This is a genomic window from Stenotrophomonas sp. YJH_SMC_135, from assembly GCF_059372355.1.
In genome coordinates, this window is the sequence record NZ_JCAFVN010000001.1 from 630,779 (window position 1) to 644,447 (window position 13,669).

General features: G+C 67.8%; 14 protein-coding genes. 6 read left to right on the forward strand and 8 right to left on the reverse strand.

All coding sequences use genetic code 11. The features are described 5' to 3' along the window. Window positions 1-74: 74 nt before the first annotated feature. Complete coding sequence (gene pstS, locus AC5P98_RS03090) at window positions 75-1,091, reverse strand: phosphate ABC transporter substrate-binding protein PstS (protein ID WP_049405778.1); 1,017 nt, start codon at window positions 1,089-1,091, stop codon at window positions 75-77. A gap of 554 nt (window positions 1,092-1,645) precedes the next feature. Here pstS and AC5P98_RS03095 point away from each other — a divergent pair. Continuing rightward, entirely contained in the window at window positions 1,646-2,878 is a 1,233-nt protein-coding gene (locus AC5P98_RS03095; RefSeq protein WP_014646541.1) for a porin, read from the forward strand. 81 nt (window positions 2,879-2,959) lie between these two features. Here the strand turns inward: AC5P98_RS03095 and nth are convergent, their stop codons facing one another. Genes nth through AC5P98_RS03110 form a run of 3 tightly spaced genes read right to left on the reverse strand, consistent with a single transcriptional unit; the run spans window position 2,960 to window position 4,792 of the window. After that, the gene (nth, locus tag AC5P98_RS03100) at window positions 2,960-3,652 is read right to left on the reverse strand and encodes an endonuclease III (RefSeq protein ID WP_049477322.1); all 693 of its coding nucleotides are present in this window, start codon (window positions 3,650-3,652) and stop codon (window positions 2,960-2,962) included. Next, the gene (locus AC5P98_RS03105; RefSeq protein WP_049407490.1) at window positions 3,652-4,005 is read right to left on the reverse strand and encodes a hypothetical protein; all 354 of its coding nucleotides are present in this window, start codon (window positions 4,003-4,005) and stop codon (window positions 3,652-3,654) included. The genes nth and AC5P98_RS03105 overlap by 1 nt, the downstream gene beginning before the upstream one ends. 4 nt (window positions 4,006-4,009) lie before the next feature. Next, window positions 4,010-4,792: an enoyl-CoA hydratase/isomerase family protein gene (locus tag AC5P98_RS03110; protein WP_049407492.1), complete on the reverse strand. Its 783-nt coding sequence runs from the start codon at window positions 4,790-4,792 to the stop codon at window positions 4,010-4,012. 167 nt (window positions 4,793-4,959) lie between these two features. On the opposite strand from AC5P98_RS03110, the gene AC5P98_RS03115 reads away from it, so the two are divergent. The 3 genes from AC5P98_RS03115 to AC5P98_RS03125 all read left to right on the forward strand — a co-directional run bounded on the left by AC5P98_RS03115 (window position 4,960) and on the right by AC5P98_RS03125 (window position 7,541). Next, window positions 4,960-5,661 carry an FKBP-type peptidyl-prolyl cis-trans isomerase gene (locus tag AC5P98_RS03115; protein ID WP_014646545.1) on the forward strand — a complete coding sequence of 234 codons (702 nt, stop codon included), beginning with the start codon at window positions 4,960-4,962 and terminating at the stop codon, window positions 5,659-5,661. A gap of 177 nt (window positions 5,662-5,838) precedes the next feature. Next, entirely contained in the window at window positions 5,839-6,642 is an 804-nt protein-coding gene (locus AC5P98_RS03120) for a CoA pyrophosphatase (protein WP_495229849.1), read from the forward strand. Further along, a complete protein-coding gene (locus tag AC5P98_RS03125; RefSeq protein WP_049407495.1) occupies window positions 6,639-7,541 on the forward strand; it encodes a sulfurtransferase in 903 nt (300 codons plus the stop codon). The genes AC5P98_RS03120 and AC5P98_RS03125 overlap by 4 nt, the downstream gene beginning before the upstream one ends. A 250-nt stretch (window positions 7,542-7,791) precedes the next feature. On the opposite strand, the gene AC5P98_RS03130 is transcribed toward AC5P98_RS03125, so the two are convergent. Further along, window positions 7,792-8,358, reverse strand: coding sequence for an N-acetylmuramoyl-L-alanine amidase (locus AC5P98_RS03130; protein WP_049405919.1), 567 nt, complete (start codon window positions 8,356-8,358; stop codon window positions 7,792-7,794). Window positions 8,359-8,430: 72 nt separating this feature from the next. Between AC5P98_RS03130 and AC5P98_RS03135 the strand changes: the two genes are divergently transcribed. Both AC5P98_RS03135 and rlmKL read left to right on the forward strand, forming a co-directional pair. Beyond that, window positions 8,431-8,958: an alpha/beta hydrolase gene (locus AC5P98_RS03135; RefSeq protein WP_032961606.1), complete on the forward strand. Its 528-nt coding sequence runs from the start codon at window positions 8,431-8,433 to the stop codon at window positions 8,956-8,958. A 145-nt stretch (window positions 8,959-9,103) separates the two neighbouring features. Beyond that, window positions 9,104-11,242, forward strand: a complete 2,139-nt coding sequence (gene rlmKL / locus AC5P98_RS03140) for a bifunctional 23S rRNA (guanine(2069)-N(7))-methyltransferase RlmK/23S rRNA (guanine(2445)-N(2))-methyltransferase RlmL (RefSeq protein ID WP_049405921.1) — start codon at window positions 9,104-9,106, stop codon at window positions 11,240-11,242. Between the two features lie 120 nt (window positions 11,243-11,362). Here the strand turns inward: rlmKL and AC5P98_RS03145 are convergent, their stop codons facing one another. The 3 genes from AC5P98_RS03145 to AC5P98_RS03155 are packed head-to-tail and all read right to left on the reverse strand — an operon-like array spanning window position 11,363 to window position 13,637. Continuing rightward, window positions 11,363-11,692, reverse strand: coding sequence for a DUF3325 domain-containing protein (locus AC5P98_RS03145; RefSeq protein ID WP_032961601.1), 330 nt, complete (start codon window positions 11,690-11,692; stop codon window positions 11,363-11,365). Further along, window positions 11,689-13,326 (reverse strand): PepSY-associated TM helix domain-containing protein, encoded by a 1,638-nt coding sequence (locus tag AC5P98_RS03150; protein WP_049405924.1) that lies wholly within the window; start codon window positions 13,324-13,326, stop codon window positions 11,689-11,691. Before AC5P98_RS03150 ends, AC5P98_RS03145 begins: the two co-directional genes overlap by 4 nt. Then, a complete protein-coding gene (locus tag AC5P98_RS03155) occupies window positions 13,323-13,637 on the reverse strand; it encodes a DUF3649 domain-containing protein (RefSeq protein ID WP_046429774.1) in 315 nt (104 codons plus the stop codon). The genes AC5P98_RS03150 and AC5P98_RS03155 overlap by 4 nt, the downstream gene beginning before the upstream one ends. Between the last annotated feature and the right edge of the window lie 32 nt (window positions 13,638-13,669).

Consider the following 13,669-nt stretch of genomic DNA (forward strand, 5'->3'; position numbering starts at 1 on the left):
CGAGGATCTCGCGCCCGGTTGGGGCCGGCGGGGGAGAGAGGACCCGCCGGCCCCGTTCCTGCGGGGGAACGTGCTTACTTCAGGTTCTGCGACCAGTAGGTCTCGATCTGGCGGACCAGGCTGTCCGGCAGCGGCACGTAGTCCAGCTGGCGGGCCTGGGCGTCGCCGCTCTTGTAGACCCAGCGGAAGAACTCCTGGGTGGCCTTGCCGTTGGCAGCGTTCTTCGGCTTCTTGTGCACCAGGATGAAGTTGGTGGCGGTGATCGGCCAGGACTCGGCGCCCGGGGCGTTGGTCATCACCAGGTAGAAGTCCTTGGCGCTGGCCCAGTCGGCGCTGGCGGCAGCGGCGGCGAACGATGCATCGCTCGGCTGCACGAACCTGCCGGCAGCGTTCTTCATCGCCGTGTACGACAGCTTGTTCTGCAGTGCGTAGGACAGTTCGACGTAGCCGATGCCGCCCTTGATCTGCTTCACGTAGGCAGCAACGCCTTCGTTGCCCTTGCCGCCGATGCCGGCCGGCCACTGGACCGAGGTGCCTTCACCGACCGAGCTCTTCCACTCCGGGCTGACCTTGGACAGGTAGTTGACGAAGTTGAAGGTGGTGCCCGAACCATCCGAGCGGTGCACGACGGTGATCTTGGCGCTCGGCAGGGTCACGCCCGGGTTCAGCGCGGCGATGGCCGGGTCGTTCCAGGTCTTGATCTTGCCCAGGAAGATGTTGGCCAGCACGGTGCCGTCCAGCTTGAGTGCGCCCGGGCCAATGCCGGCCACGTTGACCACCGGCACCACGCCGCCGATCACCGACGGGAACTGGGCCAGGCCCGAGGCGGCCAGTTCTTCCGGCTTCAGCGGTGCATCGGAAGAGCCGAAATCAACGGTCTTGGCCTTGATCTGCGCAATGCCGCCGCCGGAACCGATCGACTGGTAGTTGACCTTGTTGCTGGTGGCAGCGTTGTAGTCGGCCGACCACTTCGACATCACCGGGTAGATGAACGAGGCGCCCGCGCCGGTGATTTCAGCGGCGTTGGCGGCGAACACGGACGACGCTGCGAAGACGGCAACGGCAACGCGCGACTTGAAGGCGTGGATCACGGGGTGGCTCCTGGGTTGATTGGAATGCGGGGTTACCCGCCCGGCGCACATTCCATAACGGTTCGATGACAGCGCGGGGACCGTTGTATGACGCATCCGTTACAGCGCTGGCTGGCGCTTGCGCAGCGCGGGCCGTGAAGGTTTCGCGCAGCGGCTGAGGCGGTCGTGCGGGCACAAGGGAGGTGCGCCGGCGCCGGTTGCGGTCACCTTGCATAGGTGGCCGATGAGGTGACGGCTGCCTCCCTTCGCGCGGTCTGCGCCTGGCGTTGCGCAGGGATTCCGCGTCATCCGCGCGAAGCCGGGCGGTGCGGACCAGGGTGACCCGGCGGCTTGCCCGCGTGTCGGTGCCGATACACCACGCCATGGGGCGCAAGGGATCGATAAGCATGTGCGCGCAAATGAGTCGTACGCATGACCGCACGAAGAAATCTGGGGTTGGTGCTCAATCTGTCATTCGGCTGTCATGGTTTTAACGGAACGTTCGCAAAACGCTTGACCGGCCTGCCGGCGTGGCGTTCTGCCCAAGCCATTCCAACCCTCTGGAGAAATCCAAAATGCGTTCCCATTTGCTCGCCGCCGCGGTCGTTGCAAGCCTCGGTCTGGTTTCCGCCGACGCCTTCGCAGCCCCCGCCAGCTCGGGCGTGTCCCAGGCACAGTTGCAGCAGCTGCAGGCACAGATCGCTGCGCTGCAGGCCCAGGTCCAGCAGTTGCAGAACGATTCGCAGGCGCTGCAGGCGCAGTCCGACGCGCAGTCCGAAGTGAACATCACCCAGGCGCAGGCCTTGGAAGGTGCGCAGAAGACCCAGACCAGCGTCGACAAGCTGGCCAAGCTGGTCAATGACAACAAGATTGGCGGTCGCATGTTCTTCGACCTGACCAACATCGACAAGACCAGCAACGGCAAGGACACCGCCGCCAGCGGCACCGGCCTGGACGTCAAGCGCTTCTACCTGACCGTCGACCACAAGTTCAACGACATCTGGTCGGCCAACCTGACCACCGACTTCCAGTACAGCTCGGCCATCGGCAACACCGAACTGTTCGTCAAGAAGGCCTACGTGCAGGGCAGCTTCGACCCGGCCTTCAACCTGCGCGTCGGTGCCGCCGACATGCCGTGGATCCCGTACGTCGAGAAGTTCTACGGCATGCGCTATGTCGAGAACACCCTGACCGACCGCCTGAAGTACGGCAACTCGTCCGACTGGGGCCTGCATGGCTTCGGCAACCTGGGCAACAACTTCAACTACGCCGTCTCGGTCGTGTCCGGCGCCGGCTACAAGAACCCGACCCGCAGCAAGGGCATGGACGTGGAAGGCCGCGTGGCCTACACCCCGAACGAGAACTTCGTGGTCGCCGTCGGCGGCTACAGCGGCAAGCTGGGCAAGGAAACCGACATCCAGAGCGCCGAGAACACCTACACCCGCGCCAACGCGATGGTGGCCTACGCCGACAGCAACTTCCGCGTCGGCGGCGAGTACTTCCAGGCCAAGAACCTCAACAACGTGCTGACCGTTGCCACCGACAAGACCAGTGGCTGGTCGGTGTGGGGCAGCGTGCGCGTGACCGACGGCGGCATCAACGTGTTCGGTCGTTACGATGACACCGACGTCAGCAAGACCCTGGACCCGACCCTGAGCGACAAGTACTGGAACGTCGGCGTCGAGTTCCCGGTCATGAAGAACCTCAAGCTGTCGACCGTGTACAAGTACACGCACCTGGCCAACGCCAGCGACAAGAAGAACGACAAGACCAAGGAATTCGGCGTCTGGGGCGACCTGTCGTTCTGATCTCCTGAAGCACCCTTGTCCATACACGCGGACGGCGGGCCTGGTGCCCGCCGTCTTCGTTTCGTCACAACACGATCCGCGTCACGTCTCGGCTGTGGTCTTTTCCTTGAACCGGCACAGGTCGGCGATCACGCAGCCCGGGCAATCCGGCTTGCGCGCCTTGCACACGTAGCGGCCATGCAGGATCAGCCAATGGTGCGCGTCGAGCAGGAACTCGGCCGGAATCACCTTCACCAGCGTGTCCTCCACTTCGCGCACGTTCTTGCCGGGGGCCAGGCCGGTACGGTTGGAGACGCGGAAGATATGCGTATCCACCGCCATCACCGGCTCGCCGAAGGCGGTGTTGAGCACCACGTTGGCGGTCTTGCGGCCCACACCGGGCAGCGCTTCCAGCGCTTCGCGGTCGCGCGGCACTTCGCCGCCGTACTTCTGCAGCAGGATCGCGCAGGTGGCGATCACGTTCTTCGCCTTGGCGTTGAACAGCCCGATGGTGGCGATGTACGGCTTCAGGCCATCCTCACCGAGCGCGAAGATCTCCGCCGGCGTGTTGGCGACCGGGAACAGGCGGCGGGTGGCCTTGTTGACGCCGACGTCGGTGGCCTGGGCGGACAGCGCCACGGCCACCAGCAGTTCGAACGGCGAGCTGTACTCAAGCTCGGTCTTCGGGTGCGGGTTGAGCTCGCGCAGGCGGGCGAACATTTCCACCACGTCGGCGCGCGGCATGCGGCCGCCGCGCCGCGCCGGTGCGCGGGCAGTCTTCTTCGCGGTGGCCATTACGGCTCCTTGCCGGTGACGCGGGCCTTGGCCCGGGCGAGAATCGCGGCCGCCGCGGCGGGCAGGGGGGGCTTCACGTCCGGCGCCGGGGGCGGGGTGCGACGTGCATCGCGCTCGGCTTCGCGGCGGGCCAGGCGCACCGCGCGGGCGCGATAGCGTTCGCGTGCGGCCCAAGCCGTACGCAGTTGCTGCTGGGCCTGCTGCAGCCGCTGCGGAAGGTCCGGGTGGCCAGGCAGCAGCTGTTCGTCGCCGGCTCGGGCGACGTAGTCCATCAGCCCCGCCTGCAGGGCGCCATCGAGATCGCCTGCCTGGACCCGGGCGAACAACTGCGCGGGGTTGGGTCGGGATGCCATGGCGTCAGCGGTTCTGGAAGGCCGGCGGGCGGCGCTGCAGGAAGGCACTGGTGCCTTCACGCATGTCCTCGGTGGCGAACAGCAGGCCGAACTGCGCACTTTCGTATTCCAGCCCGGCCTCCAGGCTGCACTCGCCGCCCACGTGCACCGCGTCGAGCAGGCCACGCAGGGCCAGCGGCGCTGAGCGTGCCAGCTGGCGGGCGACGTCCTGTACACGGTTGTCCAGCGCGTCGGCCGGCACGACTTCGTTGACGATGCCCAGTTCCAGCGCACGCGCGGCGTTGATCGGCGCCCCCAGCAGGCACAGCTCCAGGGTGGCGGCGCGGCCACACAGGCGCAGCAGGCGCTGGCTGCCGCCGAAGCCTGGAATCAGGCCGAGATTGATTTCCGGTTGGCCGACCTTGGCGGTATCGGCGGCGATGCGCAGGTGGCACGCCATCGCCAGCTCAAGCCCGCCGCCCAGCGCGAAACCGTTCACGCGTGCGATGACCGGCTTGGGCATGCGTTCGATCTGGCGCATCAGGGCCTGGCCCAGCAGCGAGAAATCACGTCCCTGAACGGCGCTGAGGGTGTTCATTTCCGCGATGTCGGCACCGGCCACGAAGGCCTTCGGGCCCGCTCCGGTCAACACCACCACGCGCACCTCCGGATCGGCAGCGGCGTCCCTGAAGGCATCGGCCAGCGCCTGCAGGGTCGCGGCGTTCAGGGCATTGAGCTTGTCCGGGCGCTGGACGGTCACGGTGCGGATGGCGCCTTCGTCGGCAACAGCGATCAGGGCATCGGCCACGGGGAAACTCCTGGAACGTTAAAAAAAAGTGATATTGAACTCTGCAAACGCAGACGGGTCATAGCCTGCATCGTGAGTAGCGGTTACACGTTGCGCCCGTTATCCTAACCCGTCGCCTCAGGGCGGCGAAGAACGTCCCTGAGTTACCACCCCTGGAGAACTGTTTGATGAAGTTGCGTTCTATCGCGGTCGCCGTCGCGGCCCTGGCCCTGACGGGCAATGCCTTCGCCCAGGACATCGCGTCCGAGAAGGGCAAGCTGAGTTATTACTTCGGTTACGACTACGGCAACAACCTGGCGGAGCTGACCGGTCGCGGTGAGCAGCTGGACATCAACTCGGTGGTGAAGGGCCTGCAGGATGCCTACGCCAAGAAGCAGCCGGCGATCACCGCCGAGCAGCTGAAGCCGGCCGTTGAAGCGTTCCAGAAGCGCGAGCAGGGCCGTGCCCAGGCTGCCAAGGCCGAGTACGAAAAGGCGGCTGCCGAAAACAAGACCAAGAGCGATCAGTTCATCGCGGCGAACAAGGCCAAGGCCGGCGTGCAGTCCCTGCCGAGCGGCGTCCAGTACCGCGTGATCGAAGCCGGCAAGGGCGCCAAGCCGACCCAGGCCAGCACCGTGCAGCTGGAAGTGGCCGGTCCGTTCCCGTACGGCCAGCGCCCGACCGAAGCCCGCCCGGCCCAGCAGATCCCGTCGATCAAGGTCAGCGAAGTTGAAATGAAGGCCATGCGCGAGACCCTGCTGCAGATGCCGGCCGGCTCGAAGTGGGAAGTCACCCTGCCGCCGGACCAGGCCTACGGTGCCGACCCGCGCACCCCGTTCCCGCCGAACGTGGCTGTGCAGTTCGAGATCAAGCTGGTCAGCGTCAAGTAAATCGAAACAGCAAACGAAACGCGCCGGTGATCCCACCGGCGCGTTTCTGTTTGTGCAGCCCCTGGCGGTGAAACGCCCGCGCTGCGCGCGAGCGTCGACTGACAGTCGACTCTACCGTTGGGCCGGGCCACCCGCGCAAATTCAGCCCGATCGCGCTACTGTTGCCGGGTGCAAACAATGGAAGAAACGGCGCGTGTTGTCGCAAGTCCCTGCATCGGAGTGTGCACGCTGGATCCGCACCGGCAATGCACCGGCTGCGCGCGGCATATCGATGAGATCGCGCGGTGGTCGTCGATGAGCAACGAGGAACGCAGCCGCATCCTGCACCGCGTGCAGCCCCTGCGCGAACAACTGCAGCAATCGCTGCGTGGCTCGCTGGCCGACCACGAGCGACTGATGCGCGCGCTGCACCCCTTGGCCCAACCGCCGGCCGGCGACGGCTGGAACCGCAGTGAGCTGATCGACCTGCTGCCGCCCGGGCCTCCGGTGGAGGCTGCGGTGCTGGCCGGCATCGTCCCGCGCGCCAACGGCGCACAGGTGATCCTGACCCGCCGCACCGAAACCCTGCGCACGCACGGGGGCCAGGTCGGATTTCCCGGCGGCCGCACCGAGCCCGATGACCGCGACGCATTGGCGGCCGCGCTGCGCGAGAGCCAGGAAGAAATCGCATTGGCGCACGGCGAGGTGCAGGCGCTGGGGTATCTCGATCCCTTCGTCACCATCACCGGCTACCGGGTCACGCCGGTGGTGGCGGTGGTGGATCCGGATTTCGTGCCGGTGCCGCAGCCCAGCGAAGTGGCCGAAGTGTTCGAGGTGCCGCTGGATTATCTGATGGCGCCCGACAGCCTGCGCCAGGTCGAAATCACTCATCGCGGCCGGGTCCGCCACGTCCTGGAGTATGACTGGCCGGGCCAGCGCATCTGGGGCGCGACCGCCGCCATTCTCTACAACCTGCGTCGTCGCCTGGAGCAAGTGCAATGAAGCCGATCGATCCGCCGTGGACCACCCTGGTCGATGTCGCCACCCTTGCCGCTGCGCTGGGCGCAGGCGTGCGCGTCGTCGACGCGCGTGCCACCGCCAGCACCGCCGTGCGCGTGGTCGATGCGCGTGCTTCGCTGGCCGATCCGCAGGCGGCGGGCGGCCAGTATCTGGCAGGGCACATACCGACTGCGGTGCATGCCGATCTCAACCGTGATCTGTCGGATCTGACCCGAAGCGGCCATGGCCGGCACCCGCTGCCGGACAGCGATGCGTTCGCCGCGAAGCTCGGTACGTGGGGCATCGGTCCCGAAACCCAGGTGGTGGTCTACGACGGCAGCGACGGCAGCATGGCCGCCTCGCGCCTGTGGTGGCTGCTGCGGCTGATCGGGCACACCCGGGTGGCCGTGCTCGACGGCGGTATTGCCGCCTGGCAGGCCGCCGGTCACGCGCTGGCGAGCGGGCCGACTGAAGTGACGGCGTTACCTGCCTACCCGGGCCGTTTCGACACCACCCAGATCGCCAACGCCGATGAAATCAGCGCACGGCTGAAGCACGCGCCGGGCTGGTTGGTCGACGCGCGCGCGGGTGAGCGCTTCCGCGGTGACGTCGAGCCGCTGGACCCGGTCGCCGGCCACGTGCCGGGCGCGGTCAACCGCCCGTTCGCCTTGAACGTACTCGATGGCCACCTGCGCGACCCACAGGCGCTGCGCGCCGAACTGCAGGGCGTGATCGGCAACCGCGATCCGCAGCAGGTGGTGCTGATGTGCGGCTCCGGCGTGACCGCCTGCCATCTGCTGCTGGCGATGGAAACGGCGGGCCTGTCCGGCGCGCGCATCTACGCCGACTCCTGGAGCGGGTGGGTCAGCGACAGCAGCCGCCCGGTGGCGACCGGCGCCTGAGCCGCGCGGGGTCGGATCCGTTTTCCAACGGAGAACGGTTCTGACCCCATCAACCGAAAATCGGGTCAGAGCCCGTTGCGTAGCAACGGGATCCAACCCCGTGTCGATTCGAAGGATCGCGGAGAACTGTCGAAGGCGGGGTGGGGCCGGTTGCGGGGGTGTCCGCAACCGGACCCACCCCGCCATCCCACGGAATGCCAGCGTTTGCCGTTGCCGTTGCCTCTGCGGGTGCAGGGCGCAGCCCTGCCGCTTACCCAACCGGCTGCAACGGCACCTTCGCCAGCACCCGCGCCCACGGGAACAGCGGCCCCGGATCGCGCTTGCGCGCCACCGTCAACGTCGCATCGTCGCTGGCCGGCACCCGTTCCAGGTCCAGCTGGTCATGCCCGGCAATCCGTCGCAGCGACGGGTAGTGCGCCACCAGCGCCAGCAGCAGCTGTTCCAGCGCCTGCAGCTGTGCCTCGGTGTAGGCCTCGTCCATCGCCTGGTGGCGGCTGTCGAACCAGTCCGGATAGCGCCCGGTATTGACCAGCTCGATGCCCAGCGTATGCGCGTTCATGCCGCGCACGTGATGGGCCACGCGTTCCGGTGCCACGTACTGCACCACGCTGCCATCGCGGTCGATGTAGAAGTGCCCGCTGTTGCCGGCACCGCTGTCGTACAGCACACGCTCGCCGTACTCGCGGGCCATCGCCAGATCGGGCAGCTCGGTGCAGTGGATCACCACCATCTCCAGCGTGGCCGGGTCGCGCAGCGGCAGTCGGTCGTGGTAGGGCAGGGGCTGCAGCTGCAGGCCGGGCAGGAGCGGGTTGGGCATCCGGCGATGCTAGCATTGCGGCATGAACCTGCCTTCTCTTTCCTCGTTGGCCCGCTCGCACGGAGCACGTGCATGAGCCGCGGCCACTGCATCCTGTCGCATGGCTTCGAGAGCGGCCCGGAAGCGACCAAGGTCACCGCGCTTGCCGACGTGGCGCAGCGCCTGGGCTGGACCCATGAGCGCCCGGACTACACCGATCTGGACGCGATGAGCGAGGTCAGCCGGGTAGGCGACGTGCCGACCCGCCTGCGCCGCCTGGTCGAGCGCGCCGCCATCGCGGCCCGGCAGGGGCCGGTGGTGCTGGCCGGCTCCAGCCTGGGCGCCTACATTTCCGCCATCGCCTCGTTGCAGGTACCGGTGGCCGGCCTGTTCCTGATGGTGCCGCCGACCACGATGGGCCCGATGCCGGCGCTGGACGCCGCCGCCGTGCCGACCACCGTGGTCCAGGCCTGGCATGACGACGTGGTGCCAGCAGCGGGAGTGATCGCGTGGGCGCAGGCGCGCTCGGCGCAGCTGCTGCTGGTCGACGACGGCCACCGCCTCGAGCGCCACGTGGAGGCTTCCGCGCAGGCCTTCGAGCGCCTGCTGCGGCAACTGTGAAGCCCGGGCGCACGGCGCGCCCGCCCGCATTGACTACAATGGCAGCCCCGCCGCCCCCGGCGCGGGCCTGCCGGCCGTGCCTACGGCCCTCCTTTCCGACCGGCCCGGCCCCTGTGCCGCGCCCGACCACCTGCGAACCGATCCCGTGAAATTCTTCGTCTCCTGCGCCAAGGGCCTGGAATACCTGCTTGCCGATGAACTGTCGGCCCTGGGCCTTGGCAAGGCCACTGCCACCATTGCCGGCGTCAACGCCGAGGGCGAACTGGCGCAGGCGCTGCGGATCGTGATGTGGTCGCGCCTGGCCAGCCGCGTGCTGTGGCCCATCGACGAGTTCGAGTGCCCGGATGAGCAGGCCCTGTACGACGGCGTGCGTGCGCTGCCGTGGCACGAGCACATCACGCCGGAGATGACCCTGGCGGTGGACGCGCACGTGTCCGGCGACAAGATCACCCACGCCCGCTTCGCCGCGCAGCGGATCAAGGACGCCATCGTCGACCGCATGCGCGATGAAGGCCTGGAACGCCCCTCGGTCAACACCGATCTGCCCGACGTGCGCGTCAACCTGTCGCTGCGCAAGGGCCGTGCCTCGTTGTCGATCGATCTCGGCGGCGGCCCGCTGCATCGCCGTGGCTGGCGTGGTGCTGCCCACGAGGCACCGCTGAAGGAAAACCTGGCCGCCGCGCTGCTGCTGCGCGCGCAATGGCCGCGCCTGCACGCTGCCGGTGGTGGCCTGCTGGATCCGATGTGCGGCAGCGGTACCCTGCTGATCGAAGGTGCGCTGATGGCCGCCGACGTCGCTCCCGGCCTGATGCGGCATGGCAGCCTGCCGCCGAGCCGCTGGCTGGGCTTCGACAAGGCCGCCTGGAAGTCCATCCAGAGCGAAGCACGTGAGCGCGAAGCGGCCGGCCTGGCCGCGCTGAAGCCAGTCATCCACGGCAGCGACATCGATCCGACCGCGATCCAGGCGGCACGCGAGAACGCCGAGGTCGCGGGCGTCGCCCACGCGATCCGCTTCACCCGCGCCGACGTGGCCGACCTGGCCGCGCCGGAACAGGAGATCGGTGCGGTGGTCTGCAACCCGCCGTACGACGAACGCCTGGCCGCCGATCCGGCGCTGTACCGCGCGCTGGGCAACGCCCTGCAGAAGGCGGTGCCGCAGTGGCGCGCCAGCCTGCTGTGCGGCAACGACGAACTGGCCTTCGCCACCGGCCTGCGCGCCGGCAAGAAGTACCAGATGTTCAATGGTGCGCTGGAGTGTGCGCTGATCGTCTGCGACCCGATCGCCGTGCCGGGCCGTGATCCGGCACAGCCGCGCGAGCTGAGCGAAGGCGCGCAGATGGTGGCCAACCGCCTGCGCAAGAACCTGAAGAAGTTCAAGAGCTGGCGTGCCCGCGAAGACATCACCTGCTTCCGCGCCTATGACGCCGACCTGCCGGAGTACGCGGCCGCCATCGACGTCTACGAGGAAGACGGCGGCAAGCGCCGTACCTTCCTGCACGTGCAGGAATACGCCGCACCGGCTGCCATTCCCGAGAACGACGTGCGCCGCCGCCGCAACGAGCTGCTGGCCGCTGCGCGCGAAGTGTTCGGCGTGCCGCCCGAGCAGGTCTCGATGAAGTCGCGCGAGCGCGGCAAGGGCGGCAGCAAGTACGGCCGCTTCGAGCAGCGTGACGAATTCATCGTGGTGCGCGAGAACAATGCACTGCTGCAGGTGAATCTGTTCGACTACCTGGACACCGGCCTGTTCCTCGACCACCGCCCGCTGCGCCGGATGATGGCCGAGCAGGTACGTGGCAAGCGCTTCCTCAACCTGTTCTGCTACACCGGCGTGGCCAGCGTGCAGGCGGCGGTGGCCGGTGCCGCCAGCACCACCAGCGTCGATCTGTCGGCGACCTACCTGCAGTGGTGCTACGACAACCTGGCGTTGAACGGGCAGGGCGGCAACCAGCACCTGCTGGTGCAGGCCGACGCGATGGCGTGGCTGGAGGGCGACCGTGGCCAGTACGACGTGATCTTCTGTGACCCGCCGACCTTCTCTAACTCCGCGCGCGCCGATGACTTCGACGTGCAGCGCGAGCAGATCAAGCTGCTGCGTGCAGCCGTGGCGCGGCTGGCGCCGGGCGGCGTGCTGTACTTCTCCAACAATTTCCGCCGCTTCAAGCTGGAAGAGAACGCCATCGCCGAATTCGCCCAGTGCCGCGAGATCACCGCGCGCACCATCGGCCCGGACTTCGAGCGCAACGCGCGCATCCACCGCGCGTGGGAATTGAAGCGGTTGGGGTAACGCGACGCCCGGGGTCGGATCCCCTGCGCGAAGCGCAGGGGCTCTGACCCCATCCGGATCTACGCACCAGGGGTCAGAGCCCTTGCGCTTCGCGAAAGGGATCCGACCCCGGTGGCCCGGCTACAGCACCGCCACCACCAGCCCCAGCACCGGCAGCACGATCGCCAACGCCGCGATCCACTTCGGCCGGTACGGGTACAGCCCGAACGACAGCGCCAGACCGCCCAGTGTCATCGTGCCCAGCCACAGCACCGGGCCCATCGCCCAGCCGTGGTCGATCACGCACAGCGCGAACGCCACCGTCAGCAGGGCCCAGCCCAGCACGCGCCACTGGGTGCGCCGTGCGGGCGTGGCTGCGGCCCTGCCGTGCAGGTCGTGCTGGTGCTTTTCCATCGCCAGCGACAACGCGGTGAACGCGGAGAACGACAGGGCCAGTGCCAGCAGCATCATGCGCTGGCCTCCGCTTCGGCGGTTTCCGCAGCGTCCACCGGGGCCCTGGGTGCTGCTGCGGCGGCGGCGCGCTTCTTCTTCTCGGCCGCGCTCAGCGGTGGCGTCCAGCGCTGCATGCGCCAGCCGCACAGCGCCAGCATCGCACCGAACGCAATCATCGACAGATCGACGCCAGCCAGTACCCAGTCACCGCTGCGCAATGTGATGCCAAGATGCGCGTGCGTGGTCAGCGCGTTGACCACCGGTACCAGCGCGAACGCAGCCGCACCCAGGTACAGCTGCCACGCCCACATCATCCGCTTCGGCCAGATGAAGGCGGCCAGCAGCGCGCCGCCCCAGGCGTAGAAGAACACGTTGGCCTCCGCACTCGCGCGCTCGGCGATGTCCAGCGGCAGCAGGCGGTTGCCCCAAAAGTAGGCCGCGAAAGCGATCGGCAGGCCGGCCACGGTGCCGATGTTCAGCGCATCGACCAGGCGCAGGCCGAAGCCGGTGCGCCCACTCTTGGCATGCTTCGGCCGTTCCTTCACCGCCCACAGCACCACGCCGCTGGCCACCATCAGGCAGCCGACCAGGCCGGACAGGAAGAACAGTGCACGCAGGCCCCAATCGGCGAAGCGCGCCAGGTGCAGGCCGTACAGCACGCCACGGGTGGCGGTAGCGCCGCCGGATGGAGGCGTTTCTTCCAGCAACGTGCCGTTGACCATGTCGTAGCGAACGGCGGGAGTGTCGGTGGACAGGCGCTTGCCGTCGCGTTGGCGGATGTCGATCACCGCATTGGCCGCCCCCGGGTTGGACACGGTGAAGCCGGCCACTTCCACGCCGTGCCAGTGCGCACGTGCGCTGTCCAGCAGCTGCGCGATCGGCAGCGGCGTGGCGCGTCCTTCGGCCGGCGCGGTCACCTCCGGCATGCCGCCGAAGGCTTCGCTGAAGAACTTGTCTTCGTCCTGCGGGTAGGCGACTTTCACCCCCCACGGCAGGTACATGATCATCAGGGTGACGATGCCGGTGTAGGTGATCATCGCGTGGTAGGGCAGGGCCATCACCGCGCTGACGTTGTGGAAATCGAGCCAGGAACGCAGGCCCTTGTCCTTGCGGAACGTGAAGAAGTCCTTGAAGATTTTCTTGTGGGTGATGACGCCGGTGATGATCGCCACCAGCATGAACATCGCGCAGAAGCCGACCAGGTAGCGCGCCCACAGCACCGGGATGTAGTGCAGGTCGAAATGCAGGCGGTAGAAGAAATCACCGCCCCGCGTTTCGCGTGCCTTCAGTGCCTGGCCGGTATTCGGGTCCAGCGTGGCTTCGCCGAAGCCACCGCGACGGCCGCGACTGGGATCGGCCAGCTCCGGTGGCAACCGCCAGAACATCTGCATGGCCGGGTTGCGCGGCTGCGGCAGGGTGACGAACCAGTTCCCGGCCTGCGCCGCATTGGCCTGCAGGTAATCCACGGCGCGCTGCGCGGCGACATCGATGCTGACCTGGCTGGACGGAAGTTCCGGTCGCATCCAGCGGCTGATTTCCTCGCGATAGTAGCTGGCGGTGCCGGCCATGAAGATCAGCAGCAGCAACCAGCCGACCAGCAGGCCGGTCCAGGTGTGCAGCCAGGCCATCGACTGGCGGAAGCCGTTCTTCATGCCCAGGCCCCCAGCAGGCGCGCAATGGCGGCCATCAGCAGCGCGGGCGCGAGGATGCCCACCCAGGCGCGCAGCGCGCTGCGGGTCGCGAACGCCCACAGCGCTGCGCAGGCGGCCACCAGGATGGCCAGCAGCATGCCGGTCAGCACGGCCTGGCCGCGCGCACCGGGCAGCGCCACCGCGCAGAACACGCTGGTGGCCGAAGCCAGCGCGTAGCCGCCGAAGATCGCGGCCAGCGAGCGTGACAGCACGCCCCAGCGTGGATTGGAGAAGAAGGTGCGGGGGCTGGCGGTTGCGGGCGAGCGGTCCACGGCGTTCCTGCAGGTAGGGGAGGGGATGGAAC

Excerpts from the sequence above, each read along its gene's own strand:
- AC5P98_RS03095 (WP_014646541.1), top strand. The coding sequence starts at position 1,646 with ATGCGTTCCCATTTGCTCGCCGCCGCGGTCGTTGCAAGCCTCGGTCTG.
- nth (WP_049477322.1), bottom strand. The coding sequence starts at position 3,652 with ATGGCCACCGCGAAGAAGACTGCCCGCGCACCGGCGCGGCGCGGCGGC.
- AC5P98_RS03105 (WP_049407490.1), bottom strand. The coding sequence starts at position 4,005 with ATGGCATCCCGACCCAACCCCGCGCAGTTGTTCGCCCGGGTCCAGGCA.
- AC5P98_RS03115 (WP_014646545.1), top strand. The coding sequence starts at position 4,960 with ATGAAGTTGCGTTCTATCGCGGTCGCCGTCGCGGCCCTGGCCCTGACG.
- AC5P98_RS03120 (WP_495229849.1), top strand. The coding sequence starts at position 5,839 with ATGGAAGAAACGGCGCGTGTTGTCGCAAGTCCCTGCATCGGAGTGTGC.
- AC5P98_RS03125 (WP_049407495.1), top strand. The coding sequence starts at position 6,639 with ATGAAGCCGATCGATCCGCCGTGGACCACCCTGGTCGATGTCGCCACC.
- AC5P98_RS03130 (WP_049405919.1), bottom strand. The coding sequence starts at position 8,358 with ATGCCCAACCCGCTCCTGCCCGGCCTGCAGCTGCAGCCCCTGCCCTAC.
- AC5P98_RS03135 (WP_032961606.1), top strand. The coding sequence starts at position 8,431 with ATGAGCCGCGGCCACTGCATCCTGTCGCATGGCTTCGAGAGCGGCCCG.
- AC5P98_RS03145 (WP_032961601.1), bottom strand. The coding sequence starts at position 11,692 with ATGATGCTGCTGGCACTGGCCCTGTCGTTCTCCGCGTTCACCGCGTTG.
- AC5P98_RS03150 (WP_049405924.1), bottom strand. The coding sequence starts at position 13,326 with ATGAAGAACGGCTTCCGCCAGTCGATGGCCTGGCTGCACACCTGGACC.